Raw genomic sequence first — 20326 nt, forward strand, 5'->3', positions numbered from 1 at the left:
CACCACCTATTCCTCGGCGGTGTTCAACTTCGTGCCGGGTCTGGCGATCGAATTCTACAACTCGCTGCGCGCAAACGACCGCGCGAATTGCGAGCGTATCCTGAACGAATTCTTCTATCCGTTCATGGCGATCCGCAACCGCCGCAAGGGCTATGCCGTGTCCGCCGTCAAGGCCGGCGTTCGTCTGCAAGGCTTCAACGCCGGCCCCGTCCGCAGCCCGCTGTCGGATCTGACCCGCGAGGAAGAAGAGATGATGGACAAGCTGATCGCCCCCTACCGCCGCAAACTGGCGGCCTGATGAAGATCGCCTCGGTCCGCACGCACCTGCTGGAACACCGGCTTGAGACGGCNGGGCGAATGCCTCGGCCCCGCCCGCGCCAATGCCGCCGTCGTGGCGACATATGCGAACTGGCTGATCGGCCAGAACCCGCTGGAACACGAGAAGATCTGGGCCACGCTCTATAACGCGCTGCGCGATCAGGGCCAGCGCGGGCTGACGATCACCGCGCTGTCCGGCATCGACATCGCGCTGTGGGACATCAAGGGCAAGCATTTCGGTGCTTCGATCTCCACCCTCCTGGGCGGGCGTTTCCGCGAGTCGGTCCGCGCCTATGCCACGGGCAGCTTCAAGCGCGACGGGGTGGACCGCATCGAGGACAACGCCGCCGAGATGGCAGGCCACCGCGACGCCGGGTTCCACGCCTGCAAGATCAAGATCGGCTTCGATCCTGCCGAAGACCTGCGCGTGATCCGCGCCGTGCGCGAGGCCATCGGCCCGGACATGCGCCTGATGATCGACGCCAACCACGGCTATACCGCGACCGAGGCGATCCGCGTCGGGCAAGCCGCTGCCGAATACGAGATCGACTGGTTCGAGGAACCCGTCGTCCCCGAACAACTTGTCGCCTATCGCGAGGTTCGCGCCCGCCAGCCCATCCCGGTCGCCGGGGGCGAGACGTGGCACACCCGCTGGGGCATGCGAGAGCCGATCGAGACCCGCGCGGTCGATATCATCCAGCCCGACCTGTGCGGCTGCGGCGGCATCTCGGAAGCGAAACGCATCGCGGATCTTGCCAGCCTGCACGGCATCCGCACCGTCCCCCATGTCTGGGGAACGGCAGTGCAGATCGCCGCCGCGCTGCAATTCATGGCCGCCCTGCCCCCCGACCCGATGCGCGGCAGGCCGCTGGACCCCATCCTTGAATTCGACCGCACGCACAATCCCTTCCGGCAGGCCGTGACGACGACGCCGCTGGAACATCAGAACGGCATCGTCCACATTCCCGACGCGCCGGGACTGGGGATCGAGATCGACCGCGACGCACTGAAGGAATACAGGATGAAGGACGCATGACGATCACCCGCAAGCTGACCGGAGAGCCTCCGAAAACCCGTCTGCCCAAAGGCACCGTCGATGCGCAGATGCATATGTATCTGCCCGGATACCCCGCGCAGGATGGCGGCCCGCCGCTGCCCGGTGGCACCCTGCCCGGCCCCGCCGAATATCGCCAGTTGATGGCATGGCTGGGGATCGACCGCGTCATCATCACCCAAGGCAATGCGCATCAGCGCGACAACGCCAACCTCGTCGCCTGTGTGCGCGAAATGGGGGACGTGGCGCGCGGCGTCTGCGTCATCACGCCCGACACGCCGAAGGCCGAGCTGACATCGTTGGCCGATGCCGGGATCGTGGGCGCGCGGATCATGGACCTGCCGGGCGGCGGCATCGGACTTGACGCGCTGGAAGGCGTCGATGCGCTGGCCGCCGACATGGGCTGGGCGCTGGCGGTGCAGTTCCACGGGTCCGACCTGCTGACCCACCTGCCCCGGCTGCAAAAGCTGAAATCGCGCTGGATGCTGGACCATCACGGCAAGTTCTTCGACGGCATCACGCCCGCACATGTGGACGCGCTGAAAGGGCTGATCGATCAAGGCAACGCATGGTTCAAATTCGCGGGCTGCTATGAATCGTCCAAGACCGGCGCGCCCTATGAGGACATTGCCGAAACCGCCCGCGCCATTGCCGCCCACGCGCCGGAACGCATCGTATGGGGCACCAACTGGCCGCACAACCTTGCCAAGACGACCGAGGAATATCCCGACGACGCGGCGCTGACCGATACCGTGCTGTCGTGGTTCCCGTCCGAATCCGCGATGCACAAGGCGCTTGTCGAAAACCCCGAAGACCTGTTCGGCCTCCCGAAGCTGTAAGAAAGACCCGACCATGATTATCACCGACGTTTCGGTCCGCATCTTCAACACCACGACCCGCCGCCATTCCGACAGCGCGGGCCACGCCCATCCCGGCCCGGCGCACAAGGTCAAGCAGGCGATCCTGACCATCCGCACCGAGGATGGGCACGAGGGCCATTCCTTCACCGCGCCGGAAATCGTCCGCCCCCACCTGATCGAGAAATTCGTCAAAAAGGTGCTGATCGGGCAGGACCACCGCGACCGCGAACGGCTGTGGCAGGATCTGGCGCATTGGCAGCGCGGATCGGCGGCGCAGCTGACCGACCGCACGCTGGCCGCCGTGGACGTGGCGCTGTGGGACCTTGCGGGCCGCACGCTGAACCAGCCGGTGCACAAGCTGATCGGCGCGTATCGCGACAAGGTCCGCGCCTATGGTTCGATCATGTGCGGCGACGAGCTTGAGGGCGGTCTGGCGACGCCGGAAGATTACGGCCGTTTCGCCGAAACGCTGGTGAAACGCGGCTACAAGGGCATCAAGCTGCACACCTGGATGCCGCCGGTGTCGTGGGCGCCGAACGTGAAGATGGACCTGAAAGCCTGCGCCGCCGTGCGCGAGGCGGTCGGGCCGGACATCCACCTGATGATCGACGCCTTCCACTGGTATAGCCGCGTCGATTCGCTGGAGCTGGGCCGCGGGCTTGAAAAGCTGGGCTTCGACTGGATCGAGGAGTCGATGGACGAGCAGTCCATGTCCTCCTACAAATGGCTGGCGGACAATCTGGACATTCCGGTGCTTGGCCCGGAAAGCATGGGCGGCAAGCACTGGCACCGGGCGGAATGGATCACCTCGGGCGCCGTGGACATCCTGCGCACCGGCGTGAACGACGTGGGCGGCATCACCCCGGCGCTGAAGACGATGCGTCTGGCCGAAGCCTTCGGCATGGATTGCGAAGTCCACGGCAACACGGCGATGAACCTGATGGTCGTGGCCGCGTCGAAGAACTGCCGCTGGTATGAGCGCGGTCTGCTGCACCCCTTCCTCGAATATGACGACGGGCATGATTACCTGAACCAGCTGTCGGACCCGATGGATGCGGATGGCTATGTCCACGTGTCCGACCGTCCGGGCATCGGCGAGGATATCAACTTCGAGTTCATCGAAAACAACCTGACGACGGCGTAAACGGCCCTCGGGGGGGCGTCGAGCCCCCGCTCGGGCCGGGCCGCAGTGGCGGCCTCAGCGCAGGTGGCGGTCGAGAAAATCGACCGCCATTTCCTGTTGCACCAATGGAAAGACATGCGCGCCCGCGAATGTGGCCGCATCGACCGAAGCGATCTGGCGGATGCGGTCGAAAGCAGCCTCGGGGTGCGGGAAGTGGCGATCCGCGTCGCCGACGCGCAGGTAGAGCGGACGGTCGCAAGCCAAAGCCGCGAGGTCCGGGTACTCGGCATCCAGAAACGGATGCAGCGTATGGAAGGCTGACTGACCCTTTACCAGCGTGCCATCGCGCAGCAGATCGGCACGAAATCCCATCCAGCCAATGCTGACGGTCGCGCGAACACGCGGGCAAAGCGCCGCAAGCTGCCATGCGCGAAAGCCGCCGAAGGAGAATCCCATTGCGCCGATCCGGGCCGGGTCGATCCCCGGCTGCCGCGCCAGCCATTCGGCACAGCCCAGATCCTCGGCAGCGGTGATCCCGGCCAGCGACCAGCCGGCCTGCATCGCCTGCGCCGCCAATGCCTGCTGTTCGTCATAGCCGCCCGCAAAACGCGACCCCCAGCCAAGCGCGTCATGGCACAGCACGGCATAGCCGCGCGCGACCAGCCAATCCGCCAGATGCCGGCCTTCGTAAAGCGCGGCGTCGCTGCCTTGCCCCGACACCATCTTGCGCCAACCGATATCGAAGCGCCCGCCATGATCGTGCAGCAACATGATTGCGGGATGGGGGCCTTCGCCCTCGGGGCGCATCAGGATGAATTCGCCCACATCGCCCGTGACGTGCCGGAGCCTGTCACCCTGCAGAACGGTCTCGCCCTGCGGCAAAGACGCCTGCCACACTTGGCGCACCCGCGTCTGCCATTGGGTAAAGGGCGGCTGGAACGCCAATGACTGCGCCCTTTCCAGCCTTGCAGCCAGAAAGGGCAGCATCGCCTCAGACGGCGCTGTCATATTCCAGCGACGCTTCGATCAGCTGCCGGGCATAGGGCTTCGTCGCCTTGTTCCCGTCCAGCGCCTCGCGGTCGAGGATCTCCACGATCTCGCCCGCCTGCATCACGGCGAAACGGTCGCACATGTAATCAACGACGGCCAGATCATGGCTGACCATGATATAGGTGAAGCCGCGTTTGGCCCGCAGATCGGACAGCAGGTTCAGGATCTCGGCCTGGACCGACACGTCCAGCGCGCTTGTCGGCTCGTCCAGCAGCAGGACCGACGGCTCCAGGATCAGCGCGCGGGCGATGGCGACGCGCTGGCGCTGCCCGCCCGAAAGCTGGTGCGGATAGCGGTCAAGGAAATCGACCGGCAGGCCGACCTCGGTGATCGCGCGTTCCATCCGTTCTTGCCGGTTGTCCATGCCGTGGATCCGCAGCGGCTCGTGCAGCACCGTGCGCACCGACTGGCGCGGGTGAAGCGAGCCATAGGGGTCCTGAAACACCATCTGGAGCGTCCGGCAGCGTTCGATCAGCGGCATCTGGCGCACATCCTTGCCGCCGATGGTGATCTTGCCGTCCCACTGGGTCAGCAGCAGCGACATGCAGCGCAGGATGGTGGACTTGCCCGAACCGGATTCGCCGACCAGCCCGAAGCATTCGCCTTTCGCCACGCTGAAGGACACGTCGGGCAGGATCTTCACCGCCTTGGCGCCATGACCCAGCGTGATCGACAGGTTCCTGATATCGACCGACTTCATGCCTGCACCTCGATCGGTTCTTTCCATTCGGGCCGGCGGTTCAGCACCGAAAGCCGCCCGCGTCCGCCGCCGATGCGCGGCTGCGCGGCCAGCAGGCCCTGGGTATAGGGGTGCTGCGCCAGATGCAGCTCCGACGCTTTCAGGCTTTCGACCACCTGCCCGGCATACATGATCAGCACCCGGTCGCAGAAGTTCCGCACCAGATTGAGGTCGTGCGAGATCATGATCAGCCCGATCCCCCGATCGCTGACCAGCTTGTCGAGGATGTTCAGCACCTGCAGCCGCACCGTCACGTCCAACGCGCTGGTCGGCTCGTCCGCGATCACCAGATCGGGGTCGGTCAGCAGCATCATCGCGATCATGATGCGCTGGCCCATCCCGCCCGACACCTCGTGCGGGTAAAGGTCATAGACCCGTTCGCAGTCGCGGATCTGCACGGCTTCCAGCATCGAAATCGCCTTGGCCCGTGCCTCGGCCTTGGTGCATTTGAAATGCGTCAGATACGCCTCGGACACCTGTTCGCCCACGCGGCGGATCGGGTTCAGCGAAAACTTCGGGTCCTGCAGGATCATCGACATCCGACGCCCGCGCACCTTCAGCATCTCCTTCTCGCGCAGCTTCAGAACGTCCAGTTCCTCGAACCGCAGCGTGTCGGCGGTGATCTCGGCCGTGGGCAGCAGGCGCAGCAGCGCCCGGCCGACGGTGGATTTGCCGGAACCGGATTCGCCCACGATGCCCAGCTTTTCGCGTCCCAGCGTGAAGCTGACATTGCGGACCGCGTGGTTGTAACCGCCCTCGCCGCGATAGCTGACGCACAGCTTCTTCACATCCAGAATGGTATCGCTCATGGCCCTTACTTCCGGTTCATCTGCTTGGGGTCCAGCGCGTCGCGCAGACCGTCGCCCAAAAGGTTGAAGGCAAGGCTGACGCACAGGATCGCGATGCCGGGGAAGGTCACCAGCCACCAGCTGTCGATCATGTAACGGCGGCCCATCGCGATCATCGCGCCCCATTCCGGCATCGGCGGCTGCGCGCCAAGGCCAAGGAAGCCAAGCCCGGCTGCGGTCAGGATCACCGTCGCCATGTTCAGCGTGATGCGGATCAGCACCGACGGCAAGCACATCGGCACGATGGATTTGAAGATGATCCGCCCGGTCGATGCGCCTTGCAGCCGCGCCGCCGCGACGTAATCGGCACTGCGGAAGGTCAGCGTTTCGGCCCGAGCCAAGCGTGCGATCGGCGGCCACGAGGTCAGCGCGATCGCGATGATGGCGTTGTTCAGGCTTGGCCCAAGTGCGGCCACGAAGGCCAGCGAAAGGATCAGCGACGGGAAGGACAGGAAGATGTCCGTGATCCGCATCATCACCGTGTCGAACTTGCCGCCGATATAGCCGGAGGTCGTCCCCACCGCCAAACCGATCGGCCCCACCACGATGGAGACGAGGAAGATGATCGTCAGCGTGATCCGCGTGCCCCAGACGATGCGGCTGAAGATGTCGCGGCCAAGCTCGTCCGTGCCGAACAGATGCGCCCCGCCGGGGGCCTGCAACACGTTCTGCAGATCCTGCGCGTAAGGGTCATGCGTCGCGATCCACGGCGCCAGCAATGCCACGATCACCAGAACCGCGATCACGATCAGACCGAAAGCCGAGGTCGGGCTTTTCAGCAGGAAGCGGACGATGTTCCAGAGCGCCTGCATGGGGCCGGGAATGGAGGATTTTGCAATCTGTGCGGTCATCGCGTCCTCGGATCGAAAATGCGGTAGAGCATGTCGGAGATCAGGTTCAGCGCGATGAAGATCACGCCCACGATCAGAACGCAGGTCATCACCGCGTTCATGTCCCCGATCAGCAGGTTCGACGTCAGGTATTGCCCGAAGCCCGGCCACGCAAAGACCGTCTCGATCAGCACCGCGCCTTCCAGCAAGGACCCATAGGCCAGCGCCACGATCGTCACCAGCTGCACGCGGATGTTCAGGAAGGCGTGGCGCCAGATGGTCTGGCGGGACGACAGCCCCTTCACGCGGGCGGTGGTGATGTATTCCTGATTGATCTGATCCAGCATGAAGCTGCGCGTCATCCGCGTGATATAGGCCGAAGACGAATAGCCGAGGATCGACGCCGGCAGGATCAGGTGGTTCACCGCCGACCAGAACACTTCCCAATCGCCCGCAATGATCGAATCGATCAGCAGGAACCCGGTCACGTCATCGACGAGGCCGATATAGAAGGACTCCATCCGGCCCGACCCGCCGACCCAGCCGAAATAGGCATAGAACAGCAAAAGACCGATCATCCCGGTCCAGAAGATGGGCATCGAATGGCCCATCAGGCTGAACACGCGCACCAGATGATCCGGCCAGCGGTCCTTGTTCACGGCGGCGATCACACCCAGCGTGACGCCCAGGGTCGCGCCGATGATGATGGCGAAGGTCGCAAGCTCGATGGTGGCGGGCAGAACGTGCAGGATGTCCTGGATCACCGGCTGGCCGGTGCGGATGGACAAGCCGAAGTTCCCCGTCAGCACATCGCGCAGATAGATGAAGAACTGCTCCCAGATCGGCCGGTCGAGGCCAAGCTGGCGGAACACCATCTCGTATGTCTCGCGCGTCGCATCCTCGCCCACGATGGCGCGGACCGGATCGGCGGGCATCATGCGCCCGATCACGAAGGTCAGGACGAGCAGCCCGAACAACGTCACGCCAACGGTGAAAAGCTGCGCGCCGATGGGCCGCAGATTCAGCTTGCGCCTCGGGGCCGGCGCCTCTCCCGCAGCCGGGAACAGACCCCAGCGGGCGATTTTCGATCTTCGCAAATTTACCTCCCCGGCACGCAAGCCTGCCGCGCAGTCCTGTCATACATGTATTCAATGCTTGTCATACGAAGATGCGTCTGTCAATTCCCGGCCAGTGGATAGGAAACGATCATGTTCAGCTCCTCCTCCCCCATCTGCCATATCCCGACCTCCTCGCCGGTATAAAGATAGGCCATCATCCCCGGCTCCAGCACGTGGCGCACGCCATCGGCCACCACTTCGCCACGCCCTGAAATCACATAGTAAACTTCGTCATGGTCGATCAAATGCAGACCGATCGCCGCGCCTTTGTGCAGCGCGCGGCGACGAAATTCCATCGTCCGCCGCGGCACATCCGCCGTCAGCCGCCAGGCGGTCGACATCCCGATGCGTCCATGCGGCACAGGTTCCTCACGCCGCACATCCCGTTCATCCACGATTTGCATGATTCCCTCCGATTCCCGACTATCGCGCCAAAGTCATGCGGCAAAGGTCTGGCAAGATCAAGAAAGCCATCATACAGGCTTCCGACAGGGCCGCCATTCCGGCCAGCGCCGCATTCGCAGAAGATGTTTCCACGCGCATCGCCCCATGCGGAATGAAATTCCCTTGAAATGCGCCCAGCCCCGGCCCATCCTTTACTTATCACGACCAACTTGATCGATATTCTTTCCGGATCATTTTCCATTGCCAATCGTTGATGCCGAAGAACCGAGGATGAACGCATGAAGGACCTGCCCTCCCCCGCATCCCATATCCTCGTCATCGGCGGCGGCGCCAGCGGCGTGCTGATGGCGGCCCATCTGCTGTTGCAAGGCGGAACGCGCGTCACGCTGGTGGAAAAGGGCGATCTGCTGGGCTGCGGCATCGCCTATTCCACCACCGATCCCGATCACATCCTGAACACCCGCGTCCATAACATGAGCGCGTTTCCCGACCGCCCTCACCATTTCCACGACTGGCTGATCGCGCGCGGCACCGATCCCGGCCCCAACGGCTTCGTCAGCCGCTCCACCTATGGCGATTACATGAGTGATCTTCTTGCCCCGTGGCAGGATGACGACCGCCTCGTGATCCGCCGGGGGGAAATCACCTCGCTCGACCTAGAAGGCGCGGGCGTCAGTGCCACGCTCGCCTCGGGCGAAGCCATTCGTGCCGACCGCGCGATCCTTGCCACCGGCCATGCCGTTCCCGATCCGCAGCCCGACCTCGACAGCGCATGGAGCTTCGATGGCGACGTGGACCGCGACGGGCGGGTGCTGATCGTCGGCTCCGGGCTCAGCATGATCGACCAGACGCTGTCATTGCTGAAGGCCGGGCACCGGGGGGAAATCGTTTCGCTGTCGCGCCACGGCCTCTTGCCACTGGCCCACGGTCACGCCCTGCCCCGCCCCCGCCCGGTCGATCCACCGCTTGGGGCCGAGGTGAGCGCGCTTCTGCATTGGGCCCGCGGCCTTGCCCGCGAGGCCGAGGCGAACGGCGGATCGTGGCGCGACGCCATCGACAGCATCCGCCCCCATGCCCACAGCCTGTGGCGCGCGATGTCCACCGATCATCGCCGCCGCTTCATGCGCCACGCCGCCTCGTGGTGGGGCGTCCATCGCCACCGCATTCCGCCAGCCTCGTGGGAGACCGTGCTGGATGCGCTGACGCGCCGCCAATTAGTCATCCGGCGCGGAACGTTCAGCCATGTCACGCGGGAAAACGGCACCCGCATCGCACATATGCGCCTTGCCGATGGAACGCAGGAAACGCTGCCCGCTGCGCGGATCATCGATTGCCGGGGCATCCTGCGCGATCTGGAATCGCATGGCAGCCCGCTGATCCGCGGGCTGCTGGCGCAAGGGGTCGCACGGATGGACCCGTTGCGGATCGGGCTGGATGTCGGTCTCGATTGCCGCCTAATCGATGCGAACGGCAATCCGGTGGACCGCATCCTCGCGCTTGGCCCCGTCTCACGCGCGGCGTTCTGGGAGATCACGGCCATCCCCGACATCCGCGAACAGGCGGCGAGGCTGGCCGCGATCCCCGCGCATCAGTGATGATGTTCCGGCAGATGTTTCAGGTCGTCCTTCGTCCATGATGTGACGGCGTGAACCTCGCCGCCTTCGTCATACATGAAGTCCAGTTGGCTGACCGGAACCGCGACCGGCTTCGCGCCAATGCCCAGAAAGCCGCCGACGTCGATGATGACCTCGGCCCCGGTCCCCATGCCGTGCATGTGCGAGACGGTGCCGACCTTCTCGTTCTCGGCGCCATAGACGGTCGCGCCCATCAGCTTGTCTTCGGTCAACTCTGCCGCATTCAGACGAATATGTTTCGAATGGTCCATGGGTTTCCTCCTTGTGATCGTGATGTCTGGAAAACAGCGCCCGGCGGCGGAAGTTCCGGGCCGCCCTCTGGAACCCGTGCGGCCCGGCCCATAGATCAGACCCGCATAACGGCATCCCGGAGGCAGCCATGACCGATTATCCCAACACCCAGCTCTTGATCGACGGCGAATGGCGCGCCGCCCGTTCGGGCAAGACGATCCCCGTCCTGAACCCTGCGACGGGCGCAGAGATCGGCACGGTGGCACATGCCTCGACGGTGGATCTGGACGCAGCCCTCGCCGCCGTCGAAAAAGGCTTTGCGGTCTGGAAGGACACGTCCGCTTTCGAGCGGGCCAAGATCATGCGCAAGGCCGCCGAACTGCTGCGCGAGCGGGCCGATGCCATCGCGCCGATCATGACGCTGGAACAGGGCAAGCCGCTGGCGCAAGCCAAGATGGAAACCCTTGGCGCCGCCGACACGATCGACTGGTTCGCCGAGGAAGCGCGCCGCACCTATGGCCAGATCATCCCCGCCCGCGCCCCCGGCGTCATCCAGATGACGCTGAAGCTGCCGGTCGGGCCGGTCGCCGCGTTCACGCCGTGGAACTTCCCGATCAACCAGGTGGTGCGAAAGCTGTCGGCGGCGCTGGCGACGGGCTGCTCGATCATCGTCAAGGCGCCCGAGGAGACCCCGGCATCGCCCGCCGCGCTGATCCGCTGTTTCGTCGATGCAGGTGTCCCCGCCGGGGTCGTGAACCTCGTCTATGGCATTCCGGCCGAGGTTTCGGAATATCTGATTCCGCATCCGACGATCCGCAAGATCTCGTTCACCGGATCGACCCCCATCGGCAAGATGCTGGCGGGCCTTGCCGGACAGCACATGAAGCGCGCCACGATGGAGTTGGGCGGACACGCCCCGGTCATCGTCACCGCGGATGCCGACATCGCCAAGGCGGTCGAGTTGATGGCGACGCACAAGTTCCGGAACGCCGGGCAGGTCTGCGTCTCGCCCACCCGTTTCCTGATCGAAGATGCCGCGTTCGAGCATTTTACCGAGGGCTTCACCGCCGCCGCCAAGGCGTTGAAGGTCGGCGCGGGCATGGATGCCGATACGGAGATGGGCCCGCTTGCCAATGACCGCCGCATCCCGGCGCTGGAAGCATTGGTGAACGACGCGGTGGATCACGGCGGCAAGCTGCTGACCGGCGGGCGGCGCATCGGCAATACGGGCTGGTTCTTCGAGCCGACCGTCCTTGCGGACGTGCCGACCGAAGCGCGGATCATGAACGAGGAACCCTTTGGCCCGGTCGCGGTCATCAACCGCTTCTCGCATCTGGATGACGCCATCGTGGAGGCGAACCGCCTGCCCTTCGGCCTTGCCGCCTATGCCTTCACCGGATCGGGCGCGACGGCGACGCGGCTTGGCAACGAGGTCGAGGCGGGGATGCTGTCGATCAACCATCTTGGCCTCGCGCTGCCGGAACTGCCCTTTGGCGGCATCCGCGATTCCGGTTACGGCACCGAGGGCGGCTCGGAAGCTGTCGACGCCTATCTGGAGACGAAGCTGGTCACCCGGCTTGGATAGGGGGGGGCGCGGCCCTCAACCTCCCCCCGTGAAGGGGGGAGCCATCGATCCGCGCGCAATCGCTGTCGCGCTTGCCGCCCTGCGCCAGCGTGGGTTTTCGGCAGGACAGGTTCGATTTCCCGCAGCGCGGATATCTGCATATCCATCTGTATTAAAAGGTTTTTTTGCAAAATTGCCAATTGGCAATTATAGGGGATTGGCCTCGGCATATTTGCGGAAGAACGCGAGATAGGCCTTGTCGGGGTCGGCAGCCTCGGGCTTTCCGGCGGCCCATGCGCGCCATTCGCCTTCGACGAAATAGATGTCATAGCCGGAATGGCGCATCCGGGCAGTCTCGTAGGTTTCGGTGCGAAGGGCCTGCCCGCGCGCGTCGAGCCAGGAGGGCCGCGCCCTGCCCTGCGGCGCGGCGCGTTCCTCGGCGCGGACTTTGCGGCCGACCTTGGAATATTGCAGCGCCCGGTCGGCGGCACCTGCTGCTTCGTCATCCTTGCGCCACCAGCGCAGTTCGACATGGGTCACGCTGCGCCCCGTCTTGATCGGATCAATGGCGACCATGAAATCGGACAATGCATTAACCTCGGCAACCGCCGGATCGATGGCGCGAAGCTTCAGGTTGGACCATGAGGTCAGCTTGCCCTTCGGCACGCCCAGAACGCCGCGAAGTGCCTCAAGCGCGAACTTCTCGGAACTGCGCCAACGAAGGTTGCCGCGTTTCTGAACCATCTCGTAAAGTGTCAATGCGTATTTCGAGGAAAGCGCGAACATCACCTCGCGCTGAAGGCGCGCGAAGACGGTGGAGTTGCCGATGATACGGCGAAGTCGTGCGGGGATTTCGTATTCGAACAGCCCATCGGCGCGGTTCGCCTCGACGTTGCCGCCCAGAAGCTGAACGCGTTCGATTGCGGATTCACCGTCCCATGTCACGGCGACCTTGACGATGGCGGACATCAAGCGTTCGATACTCTCGCCAATCCGGTCGTTGGAGTTGTGCGATCCGCGCAGCGCCGATTTCGCGATGACATGGCTGACGGGTTTGTCGATCGCCTCCCACGCATTCTCCAGAAGCTGGTTGTAGATTCGGCGGTCGTTCAGCGTCAGTGGCGTCACCTCGATCAGGTCGACCAGCTCGCCGGGTTTGATGAGACTTTCGGCATTGGGCCGGGCTTCGATCGTTCGATAGGATTTCTCGGCCATGTCCTTACCTCAAAACTCTTACTTTTGTAGGCCGACGGGGGTAAGTTTTCAAGGGATTCGGGTAGCGTCGCGATGTCAGCACCCAAAAGGTAAGGGATAAGTTATCGAACCGCGCGGCACCACTTGGCAACATGCTGGTTTCAAATGGCTTTTCTTGCCGCGCTCCTTTCAGGTTCGACCACGCCCGATACGTAAGCTTTCGAGGCATCCCGAAGCGTAAGGAGAATCGCCCCGATTCGTAAGGCGAACCCGCCCGAACCGTAAGGATTGGCACCCGACTTGTAAGAAATGCGGATTATTGTCTCATGATCTCGAATACTTACCTTTGGCGAACAAAGAATCTTCTAGAATCCAGAACAAGGGTTTTTCATTGTTTTCCACTGGAAGGCAGAAACGGACCCTCTAGCCTTACAAATTGGATGCCCCGACCTGCGATTCGGCTTCACAGATACGCACCTGACGACCCAGATTCGCAACTTCCGGCTTTTTCAGCATCACCGCGTTTTTTCCGAACTTTACGCCGAGCGTCGCATGTCGCATGATAGCAAGCGCAAGTCTTCGAGGCATCATGACCCCTGTCCTTCCCCCCGTCACCCTTGGCGAATTGACGCAACTGACCCGGCGCGCCAGCACAGTGATCGAACGTCTGCGCGAGCGGGTCTTCTCCCCGGGTCACGAAAAGCGGCTGGATCTGCGCTTCAACGTCCGGACAGCGGCCGAGATGGTTGGACGGACCGAGAAAGCCATTCGCGACGCCGAAGGCGATGGACGGCTGCCGGAGCCGGACAAGGACAGCGAAACGCAGCGCAGAACGGGATATACCCTGTCGCAAGTAAACCGGATGCGCGAGGTTTTCGGCACGCTTCCGCATCGGGCGGCGGATGATCCCGCGCTGGTCATGGCGGTGCAGAACTTCAAGGGCGGTGTCGGGAAGTCGACCGTCGTGTGCCATCTGGCGCAGTATTTCGCGCTGCGCGGATACCGGGTTTGCGTAATCGATTGCGATAGCCAGGCCTCGACCACGGCGATGTTCGGGATGAACCCGGATGTGGATGTCGACGAGGAGGAGGACACGCTCTATCCCTTCCTGCGCCATGGCGGGCCGAAGACGCTCCACTATGCGCTGCGGGCGACGTATTGGCCCGGAATTGCGCTGATCCCGGCGAATCTGGGGCTCTATGACGCGGAATACGAGTTCGCGGCGCGGATGGCGCGCGAGCCGACCTTCATACTGGACCGTCTGCGCGACGGGGTCGAAAGCATCGCGGACCAGTTCGACGTGATCCTGCTGGACCCGCCGCCGGCGCTCGGGATGCTTTCGCTTTCGGTGCTGCGGGCGGCCAATGCGCTGCTGATCCCGGCGCCGCCGAACAACATCGATTTCGCCTCCACCGCGCATTTCCTGAAGATGATGGAGGCGACGTTGTCGGAGCTGGCGCAGCACGGGGGTGCGCGCGAGTATAGTTTTGTTAAAATTCTTGCGTCAAAGATGAACGACCAGAAATCGGCGCACTTGGCGATCAAGCGGATGATGGACGCGGTCTTTCCGCAGGACATGCTGCAAGCCACGTTGAAAGACAGTGCCGAGATCGACAACGCAACCGCGAACCTGTCCACGGTGTATGAGCTGACCGGGCCGGCGACCAGAACCGAAACGCACAAACGCTGCCGCGCCTATCTGGACGCGGTGGGGCGCGAGGTGGAGCTTCTGGCGCGCAAGACCTGGCCCAGCCATCACAAGGCGCTTCGCAAGGAGGGACTGCTGTGAGCAAACGTCACGACGCCATCGACGACATCCTCAAGGGTTTCGAGCCTGCCGCCGCGCCAGAAGAAAAGGCGGGGGCGCGTTTCCTGAAACGGTCGAACGCATTGGCCGAGACGGGCGAGCGCGAGGAGAAGGTGCTGCGTTGGGTGGACCCGGCGCAATGCGTCATGTGGGAACGGCACAACCGCGAATATGCGCTGCTGACGGAACAGAACTGCGCCGACCTGATCAGCTCGATGAAGGCGCAGGGGCGGCAGGAATTTCCCGCCATCGTCCGCCGCAAGGGCGAGGGGTATGAGGTCATCTGCGGCGCGCGGCGGCACTTTGCGGTGTCCTGGCTGCGCGCGAACAATTACCCGCAATTTCGTTACCTGATCGACGTTCGCAACCTGACCGACGAAGAAGCCTTCCGTCTGGCCGATATCGAAAACCGGGACCGCGAGGACATCTCGGATTACGAACGCGCTCGCGACTATGCGCAGGCGCTGGAGGCCTATTACGGTGGCCGCCAGAAGGCTATGGCCGAGCGGCTGGAAGTGTCCGAAGGTTGGCTCTCGCGCTATCTGCAACTGGCGCGGCTGCCCGAGGAGATCATCCAGGCCTATGCTTCGTTGCGCGAGATCAGGGAGCTTCATGCGCGGGTGCTGAAACCGCTGCTGGCCGATCCGAAGACGCAAGGCGCGGTCATGGATGTCGCCGCGAATCTGGCGAAAGAGCAGGGCGCGGCGCGGGCAGGGGAGGGCGCTCCGATCCCGGCGGCGCAGGTCCTGGCGCGACTGAAGGCCGCCGCGGCGACGCCGAAACGCGCCAAGCCGGCACAGGTCTTTCGCCGCAACATCCACGAAAGCGGCGTGCGGATGACGCGCAAGGGCGGCAAGGTCACGCTGGAATTTGCGGAGACGCTTTCGGAAGATGCGCTGCGGGTCGCGTTCGATCAGTTTCTGGAAAGCCGCCGCGGATAGTTGCCAATTGGCAATTTCCAACAAAAGTGCATCATTATCAATGACTTGACGATTTTATCCCGCGGGTGACCGTTTTTGTCACCGCAAGGGGGATAGTCTCCCGTGAGTGCACCAAGGAAAGGACATTCGCGTTCTGCAACGCAGCATTCGCAAAAGGGCCAGACCGCTTTCCCAGAATGTGAAGATCGCGCAGCGGAGAAATTAAATCTTTTCAAGCAGAAAGCTGCCGAATATCCAGCTTCAGTGCATTGCAATACGTAGCCAGTTTCAGGAGTTTCTTATGTCGATCGTTGCGAAGGTGCGAACCTTTCTGTTCCGCAATGTCATCCTGCCGGGTTCGGCGTTCAAGTACCGCCGTATCTATGGCATGAACATCGGCGAAGGGGTCCGCATTTCGCGCGGGGCCAAGCTGGATCGCACTTTCCCGGCCGGCGTCAATATCGGCGATTACACCGCGATCACTTCCAATGCGTCCGTGCTGACGCATGACTTCATCAACCGCCGCCATGTGAATGTTCACATCGGCAAGAATTGCTTCCTCGGGTTCGGGGCGGTCGTTCTGCCGGGTGTCACCATCGGCGATTCCGTCATCATCACGGCCAATTCGGTGGTGGGGCGCGACATTCCGTCGAACTGCGTCGTGATGGGCAATCCCGCCAAGATCGTCGAAAGCAATATCGTCACCGGCCCGTGGGGCATTCGCCTGGACAAGGGCAACGCGGCGCCGGTCAAGTAAAAGGTATCATCATGCTCGAAAATTCCATCAAATCCGTTTTCAACTCGGTCTGGGCCAGCGAAAAGACCTCGCCCCCGCCGGAGCTTTCGGCAGATACCGTGCTGCTGAATACCGGGCTGGACAGCCTTGGCTTTGCGATCTTCGTCTCCTCGCTGGAGGATGAGCTGGGATACGATCCTTTCACGATTTCGCAGGACGCCTATTATCCGCAGACCTTTGCCGAATTCGTCGCCTTCTACGAAAAGTTCCGGCCGGCGGCATGATCCTTTCGCAGTCGATTGCACCAGGCGCCACCGTCGAGGGGTTGGCGCCCGAAGACTTGCGCGCCGTGGCAGGGTCGGTTCCAGCGGCACGGGTGGCGCTGATGGTGCGCGATCCGCTGATCCTGATCCGGGGGCTTTGCGCGCTGGACGGGCGGGTGGGCGCGATCCTGCTGCTGTCGCACGCGCTGCCGGCTGAAACCGCGGTGGCGCTGGCCGAGCAGGCGGGGTGTTCGCGCATCCTGACCGATGCGGATATCGCGCGGCTTCCCTCCGGCCCGGCCTCGGCGCCGGAGGTCGAGACGGAGTGGCTGATGACCACCTCGGGCACCACCGGGATGCCCAAGATCGTGCCGCATACGCTTGCCTCGCTTGCGCGCAGCGTGCGTCCGCACCCGGATGCGGTTTGGGGACTGATCTATGACCCGACGCGGTTCGCCGGGTTGCAGGTGGTTCTTCAGGCGCTGATCGGGGGCGGACGGCTGGTGGTCGCGCAGGGCAGTCCGGCGCAGCAGGTCGCGGCGCTGGCGGGATGCACCCATCTTTCGGCAACGCCGACATGGTGGCGGCGGGTGCTGATGTTGCCCGAACGGCCCCAGGGCCTGCGCCAGATCACGCTGGGGGGCGAGATCGCCGACCAGCCCACGCTGAGCGCGCTGGCAGCGGCGTTTCCAGACGCGCGGCTGACGCATATCTATGCCTCGACCGAGGCGGGGGTGGGCTTTTCCGTCAAGGATGGGCGCGAGGGGTTTCCGGCGGATTACCTGACGGGCGACATCCGGATCGAAGGCGGTGTGCTGTGGCTGCACGGCATCGATTCCGGCGACCGGGTGGAACGGGACGGCGACCGCGTGCGCTTTCTGGGCCGCGAGAACGGCATGATGAACATCGGCGGCGTCAAGGTCTATCCCGAGGCGGTGGAAAGCGTACTGCTGTCCGTTCCGGATGTCGTCATGGCCAAGGTTTCGGCCAAGCGCAGCCCTGTGACCGGGGCGCTGGTCATGGCCGAGGTCAAACTGGCCGAGGGGGCCGATCCCGACGCCGCCCGCGCGCGCATCCAGACCGCCAGCCGCGCCGCGCTGGTGCGCGAGGCGGTCCCCGCCATCATCCGTTTCGTCGAGGAGTTCCATGTGAACGCCGCCGGCAAGATCGTCAGGAGCTGACATGAAAACCGTTATGATCACCGGCGTGTCGCGTGGGCTTGGCCTTGCGACCGCCGATCTGCTGCTGCGCCGGGGGTATCGGGTCATCGGCCTGAGCCGAGGGGCAGGGGGCTTTGCCGCGCTGTGCGAGGCCTATCCGAATGCCGCCGAATTCATCGCCTTCGACGTGGGCGATCTGGACGCGATCCCCGATATGGTCCGGGGCGTGACGGATCGGCACGGGCCGCTTTGGGGGCTGGTCAACAATGCCGGGATGGGGATGGACGGCGTTCTGGCGACCATGCACCGCACCGACATCGAAAAGGTTCTGGCCGTTAACCTGACAGCGCCGCTGATCCTGGCGAAATACGCCTCGCGCGGGATGCTGACGGCGCGGGCGGGGCGGATCGTCAACATCTCGTCGATCATTGCATCGACCGGGTTCAACGGGCTGGCGGCCTATGCCGCGTCGAAGGCCGGGCTGGAGGGGATGACCCGGTCGCTGTCGCGCGAGCTGGGCAAGCGCGGCATCACCGTGAACTGCGTCGCGCCGGGATATATGGAAACCGAGATGACCGAGGGTCTGGGCGAGGCGCAGATGACCTCGATCCGCCGCCGCGCGCCCTTGGGTCTTGCCCGACCCGAGGATGCCGCCGCCGCCGTCGTCTATTTGCTGGGCGACGAGGCCGAACGCGTCACGGGCACAATCCTGACCGTGGATGGGGGCAGCACGGCCTGATCGCCTCGGCATAGGCGCGGGCGATGTGGCGGGCGGCCTCGGGCGAGGTGTGCAGCCCGTCCGGCATCGCGTTCCCTTCGGGCAGGTGGCGGCCTTCGTCGATCACGCCGCCCGGCAGCGCCGCGACCGCCGCCGCATAGGCCCGCGCGCCGGGTCGCACCCATCCGCGCGGGCCGTGAAATCGCGGCCCGCCGATCACATGCGCCACCGATGCACCGCCCCGCTGCGCGCGGGCCAGCAGCTCGCGGTGGTTCGCCACGCTGCGGGACAGCGGAACGCCCCGGTGCAGCGCCGCGTCGTTGCCGGTGAAGGCGATGATGACAAGGCCGCCCGCATCAAACGCATCGGGGCGGGTCAGCGCCCAATCGCTGTTCGCTCCCGCCTTTGCGATCACCCGCACTTCGCATCCTGTCAGGGCGCGAATTTCGTCCGCCAGCGGCGGGCGGCTGAAATTGCTGGCACCGAACAGGGTGATGATCGGCGCGGGTGACACGGGCCGGGTCTGCGCCGCCGTGGGGGCAAACGCGCCGTAGCGGGCCAGCTGCCACAGCGCCAGCACCGCCAGAAGCGCAAGCGCCCATTTCATGTCAACAGCCGGTCGTGCAGCGCGGCATAGGTGCGGGTCAGATCTGCGGGCGGCGCGTCGAACAGGGCGTCGATGGCGCCCAGTGCGGTGCGGGTTCCGCGGAACCCCGCGCGGGCGCTGCGCGAGGACAGCTTGGGCACCAGCATCCCCATTCGGGCAAGGGCATAGTTCCGCGTCTTGCGCCGAAGCATCCGCGCCTCGGGGTGGCCATGTGAATGGCGGGCCATGACGAATGCGCGGTTCAACACCGTCATCAGCGCGAAGTTGAACGGATCGGGCCGCCCGCCGGGAAAGCGGTGATGATGGATGCGCGCCCTGTTCGCACCGACCAGCAGGCCGTGGCGCATCGCCTTGAAGCTGGCGTCGATGTCTTCGTAAAGGCCGTAGCCGCGAAACGTCTCCTCGAACCCGTCATCTATGATGGCATCGGTGCGGAAGGACATGCGGAACCCGGTCATCCATTCGACCGGAACCGCATCTTCCTGCGCCAGCCAGTCGGGCACGGGATGGGGGCGCTGCAAGACCCGGGCCAGCGCAAGGAACGGGTTCAGGTCGGTCACGCGCTTTTCCACGCGGTTGCGCAGCGACATGTGCCGCGCTGCGCGCCGGTGGTCGCGCTGCATGTCGTAACCTTCGGTGCGGATCGGCGATTCGGGTGCATTGGCCGCGCAGACCCCGGCGATGCGATGGTCGGGATCGCGGCTGTAGACGCGCATCATCGCTTCGGTCGTGCCGGGATGGCAGAGCGAATCGTCGTCGGGAAAGAATACGACGGGGGCGGTGACGTGGCGCAGGCCAAGGTTGCGCTGATGCGTCAGCCCGCGCGCGCTGTGTTCATAGGCGATCGGCACGCCCTGTTGCGCGATGACCTGCTGCACCGGGTCCGGATTGTCCGAGCTGTCGATCACCACGATCCGCTGCGCCCGTTCGGATTGCGCGATCAGCAGGGGCAGCGACAGGTGCAGCGCCTCGGGGCGGTTGCGGGTGGCGATGACCACGTCGAACGGGGTGGAGCCGTTCGCGAAATGAAGGGTCGGGGCGGGAAACGCCGAGGCGCGCCCGTGGGAGGAGGAGACGTTCATGGCACTCGTTACGAAAAGGACACTACACGAATACCTAAACACGGCGGGACGGATGTCAAAAGTGG

22 protein-coding genes are annotated in these 20326 nt (G+C 64.2%); 12 read left to right on the forward strand and 10 right to left on the reverse strand.

The features are described from left to right. The 4 genes from E2K76_RS11085 to E2K76_RS11100 form a co-directional block, all read left to right on the forward strand. The coding region (locus tag E2K76_RS11085) for a dihydrodipicolinate synthase family protein (protein ID WP_181952899.1) at nt 1–298 on the forward strand (298 nt) is incomplete at its 5' end. A 93-nt stretch (nt 299–391) separates the two neighbouring features. Continuing rightward, a complete protein-coding gene (locus E2K76_RS11090; protein ID WP_449265778.1) occupies nt 392–1354 on the forward strand; it encodes a mandelate racemase/muconate lactonizing enzyme family protein in 963 nt (320 codons plus the stop codon). Further along, the gene (locus E2K76_RS11095; RefSeq protein ID WP_136684379.1) at nt 1351–2211 is read left to right on the forward strand and encodes an amidohydrolase family protein; all 861 of its coding nucleotides are present in this window, start codon (nt 1351–1353) and stop codon (nt 2209–2211) included. The genes E2K76_RS11090 and E2K76_RS11095 overlap by 4 nt, the downstream gene beginning before the upstream one ends. 13 nt (nt 2212–2224) lie before the next feature. Next, nucleotides 2225–3376 (forward strand): mandelate racemase family protein, encoded by a 1152-nt coding sequence (locus tag E2K76_RS11100; RefSeq protein ID WP_136684380.1) that lies wholly within the window; start codon nt 2225–2227, stop codon nt 3374–3376. 54 nt (nt 3377–3430) lie between these two features. Here the strand turns inward: E2K76_RS11100 and E2K76_RS11105 are convergent, their stop codons facing one another. The 6 genes from E2K76_RS11105 to E2K76_RS11130 all read right to left on the reverse strand — a co-directional run bounded on the left by E2K76_RS11105 (nt 3431) and on the right by E2K76_RS11130 (nt 8344). Next, nucleotides 3431–4363 (reverse strand): dienelactone hydrolase family protein, encoded by a 933-nt coding sequence (locus tag E2K76_RS11105; RefSeq protein WP_136684381.1) that lies wholly within the window; start codon nt 4361–4363, stop codon nt 3431–3433. After that, the gene (locus tag E2K76_RS11110; RefSeq protein ID WP_136684382.1) at nt 4347–5105 is read right to left on the reverse strand and encodes an ABC transporter ATP-binding protein; all 759 of its coding nucleotides are present in this window, start codon (nt 5103–5105) and stop codon (nt 4347–4349) included. The genes E2K76_RS11105 and E2K76_RS11110 overlap by 17 nt, the downstream gene beginning before the upstream one ends. Then, complete coding sequence (locus tag E2K76_RS11115; RefSeq protein ID WP_136684383.1) at nt 5102–5953, reverse strand: ABC transporter ATP-binding protein; 852 nt, start codon at nt 5951–5953, stop codon at nt 5102–5104. The genes E2K76_RS11110 and E2K76_RS11115 overlap by 4 nt, the downstream gene beginning before the upstream one ends. 5 nt (nt 5954–5958) lie before the next feature. Further along, the gene (locus tag E2K76_RS11120) at nt 5959–6804 is read right to left on the reverse strand and encodes an ABC transporter permease (protein ID WP_246032950.1); all 846 of its coding nucleotides are present in this window, start codon (nt 6802–6804) and stop codon (nt 5959–5961) included. A 35-nt stretch (nt 6805–6839) separates the two neighbouring features. After that, nucleotides 6840–7832, reverse strand: coding sequence for an ABC transporter permease (locus E2K76_RS11125; protein ID WP_220432229.1), 993 nt, complete (start codon nt 7830–7832; stop codon nt 6840–6842). 167 nt (nt 7833–7999) lie between these two features. Then, nucleotides 8000–8344 (reverse strand): cupin domain-containing protein, encoded by a 345-nt coding sequence (locus E2K76_RS11130; protein WP_136684385.1) that lies wholly within the window; start codon nt 8342–8344, stop codon nt 8000–8002. A 279-nt stretch (nt 8345–8623) separates the two neighbouring features. Here E2K76_RS11130 and E2K76_RS11135 point away from each other — a divergent pair, with 279 nt between their 5' ends. Continuing rightward, on the forward strand, nt 8624–9940 hold the full coding sequence (locus tag E2K76_RS11135; protein WP_136684386.1) for an FAD/NAD(P)-binding protein: 1317 nt from the start codon (nt 8624–8626) through the stop codon (nt 9938–9940). On the opposite strand, the gene E2K76_RS11140 is transcribed toward E2K76_RS11135, so the two are convergent. Continuing rightward, on the reverse strand, nt 9934–10230 hold the full coding sequence (locus E2K76_RS11140) for a PRC-barrel domain-containing protein (protein WP_136684387.1): 297 nt from the start codon (nt 10228–10230) through the stop codon (nt 9934–9936). The genes E2K76_RS11135 and E2K76_RS11140 overlap by 7 nt on opposite strands. Nucleotides 10231–10358: 128 nt before the next feature. Here E2K76_RS11140 and E2K76_RS11145 point away from each other — a divergent pair, with 128 nt between their 5' ends. After that, nucleotides 10359–11795, forward strand: coding sequence for an NAD-dependent succinate-semialdehyde dehydrogenase (locus tag E2K76_RS11145; RefSeq protein ID WP_136684388.1), 1437 nt, complete (start codon nt 10359–10361; stop codon nt 11793–11795). Nucleotides 11796–11981: 186 nt separating this feature from the next. Here the strand turns inward: E2K76_RS11145 and E2K76_RS11150 are convergent, their stop codons facing one another. Next, nucleotides 11982–12989 carry a replication initiation protein gene (locus E2K76_RS11150; RefSeq protein WP_136684389.1) on the reverse strand — a complete coding sequence of 336 codons (1008 nt, stop codon included), beginning with the start codon at nt 12987–12989 and terminating at the stop codon, nt 11982–11984. Nucleotides 12990–13557: 568 nt separating this feature from the next. On the opposite strand from E2K76_RS11150, the gene E2K76_RS11155 reads away from it, so the two are divergent. From E2K76_RS11155 to E2K76_RS11180, 6 genes are all read left to right on the forward strand, one after another. Further along, the gene (locus E2K76_RS11155; protein ID WP_136684390.1) at nt 13558–14757 is read left to right on the forward strand and encodes an AAA family ATPase; all 1200 of its coding nucleotides are present in this window, start codon (nt 13558–13560) and stop codon (nt 14755–14757) included. Next, nucleotides 14754–15716 (forward strand): ParB/RepB/Spo0J family partition protein, encoded by a 963-nt coding sequence (locus E2K76_RS11160; RefSeq protein WP_136684391.1) that lies wholly within the window; start codon nt 14754–14756, stop codon nt 15714–15716. The genes E2K76_RS11155 and E2K76_RS11160 overlap by 4 nt, the downstream gene beginning before the upstream one ends. Nucleotides 15717–15996: 280 nt before the next feature. Further along, complete coding sequence (locus E2K76_RS11165; RefSeq protein ID WP_136684392.1) at nt 15997–16452, forward strand: acyltransferase; 456 nt, start codon at nt 15997–15999, stop codon at nt 16450–16452. A gap of 11 nt (nt 16453–16463) precedes the next feature. Next, nucleotides 16464–16715 carry an acyl carrier protein gene (locus E2K76_RS11170; RefSeq protein ID WP_136684393.1) on the forward strand — a complete coding sequence of 84 codons (252 nt, stop codon included), beginning with the start codon at nt 16464–16466 and terminating at the stop codon, nt 16713–16715. Continuing rightward, nucleotides 16712–17875 (forward strand): AMP-binding protein, encoded by a 1164-nt coding sequence (locus E2K76_RS11175; protein WP_136684394.1) that lies wholly within the window; start codon nt 16712–16714, stop codon nt 17873–17875. The genes E2K76_RS11170 and E2K76_RS11175 overlap by 4 nt, the downstream gene beginning before the upstream one ends. 1 nt (nt 17876) lies before the next feature. Next, complete coding sequence (locus tag E2K76_RS11180; RefSeq protein ID WP_136684395.1) at nt 17877–18593, forward strand: SDR family NAD(P)-dependent oxidoreductase; 717 nt, start codon at nt 17877–17879, stop codon at nt 18591–18593. Here the strand turns inward: E2K76_RS11180 and E2K76_RS11185 are convergent. Together E2K76_RS11185 and E2K76_RS11190 are read right to left on the reverse strand one after the other, a co-directional pair. Continuing rightward, nucleotides 18550–19179: an SGNH/GDSL hydrolase family protein gene (locus tag E2K76_RS11185; protein ID WP_136684396.1), complete on the reverse strand. Its 630-nt coding sequence runs from the start codon at nt 19177–19179 to the stop codon at nt 18550–18552. The two genes, E2K76_RS11180 and E2K76_RS11185, sit on opposite strands and share 44 nt — an antisense overlap. Next, nucleotides 19176–20261: a glycosyltransferase family 2 protein gene (locus E2K76_RS11190; RefSeq protein WP_136684397.1), complete on the reverse strand. Its 1086-nt coding sequence runs from the start codon at nt 20259–20261 to the stop codon at nt 19176–19178. The genes E2K76_RS11185 and E2K76_RS11190 overlap by 4 nt, the downstream gene beginning before the upstream one ends. Between the last annotated feature and the right edge of the window lie 65 nt (nt 20262–20326).

This window comes from Falsirhodobacter xinxiangensis (assembly GCF_004959935.1).
In the GTDB taxonomy this organism is placed as follows: domain Bacteria; phylum Pseudomonadota; class Alphaproteobacteria; order Rhodobacterales; family Rhodobacteraceae; genus Falsirhodobacter; species Falsirhodobacter xinxiangensis.

Excerpts from the sequence above, each read along its gene's own strand:
- E2K76_RS11115 (WP_136684383.1), bottom strand. The coding sequence starts at position 5,953 with ATGAGCGATACCATTCTGGATGTGAAGAAGCTGTGCGTCAGCTATCGC.
- E2K76_RS11175 (WP_136684394.1), top strand. The coding sequence starts at position 16,712 with ATGATCCTTTCGCAGTCGATTGCACCAGGCGCCACCGTCGAGGGGTTG.
- E2K76_RS11185 (WP_136684396.1), bottom strand. The coding sequence starts at position 19,179 with ATGAAATGGGCGCTTGCGCTTCTGGCGGTGCTGGCGCTGTGGCAGCTG.
- E2K76_RS11105 (WP_136684381.1), bottom strand. The coding sequence starts at position 4,363 with ATGACAGCGCCGTCTGAGGCGATGCTGCCCTTTCTGGCTGCAAGGCTG.
- E2K76_RS11150 (WP_136684389.1), bottom strand. The coding sequence starts at position 12,989 with ATGGCCGAGAAATCCTATCGAACGATCGAAGCCCGGCCCAATGCCGAA.
- E2K76_RS11165 (WP_136684392.1), top strand. The coding sequence starts at position 15,997 with ATGTCGATCGTTGCGAAGGTGCGAACCTTTCTGTTCCGCAATGTCATC.
- E2K76_RS11130 (WP_136684385.1), bottom strand. The coding sequence starts at position 8,344 with ATGCAAATCGTGGATGAACGGGATGTGCGGCGTGAGGAACCTGTGCCG.
- E2K76_RS11155 (WP_136684390.1), top strand. The coding sequence starts at position 13,558 with ATGACCCCTGTCCTTCCCCCCGTCACCCTTGGCGAATTGACGCAACTG.
- E2K76_RS11145 (WP_136684388.1), top strand. The coding sequence starts at position 10,359 with ATGACCGATTATCCCAACACCCAGCTCTTGATCGACGGCGAATGGCGC.
- E2K76_RS11095 (WP_136684379.1), top strand. The coding sequence starts at position 1,351 with ATGACGATCACCCGCAAGCTGACCGGAGAGCCTCCGAAAACCCGTCTG.
- E2K76_RS11140 (WP_136684387.1), bottom strand. The coding sequence starts at position 10,230 with ATGGACCATTCGAAACATATTCGTCTGAATGCGGCAGAGTTGACCGAA.
- E2K76_RS11190 (WP_136684397.1), bottom strand. The coding sequence starts at position 20,261 with ATGAACGTCTCCTCCTCCCACGGGCGCGCCTCGGCGTTTCCCGCCCCG.
- E2K76_RS11180 (WP_136684395.1), top strand. The coding sequence starts at position 17,877 with ATGAAAACCGTTATGATCACCGGCGTGTCGCGTGGGCTTGGCCTTGCG.
- E2K76_RS11170 (WP_136684393.1), top strand. The coding sequence starts at position 16,464 with ATGCTCGAAAATTCCATCAAATCCGTTTTCAACTCGGTCTGGGCCAGC.
- E2K76_RS11110 (WP_136684382.1), bottom strand. The coding sequence starts at position 5,105 with ATGAAGTCGGTCGATATCAGGAACCTGTCGATCACGCTGGGTCATGGC.
- E2K76_RS11100 (WP_136684380.1), top strand. The coding sequence starts at position 2,225 with ATGATTATCACCGACGTTTCGGTCCGCATCTTCAACACCACGACCCGC.
- E2K76_RS11135 (WP_136684386.1), top strand. The coding sequence starts at position 8,624 with ATGAAGGACCTGCCCTCCCCCGCATCCCATATCCTCGTCATCGGCGGC.
- E2K76_RS11120 (WP_246032950.1), bottom strand. The coding sequence starts at position 6,804 with ATGCAGGCGCTCTGGAACATCGTCCGCTTCCTGCTGAAAAGCCCGACC.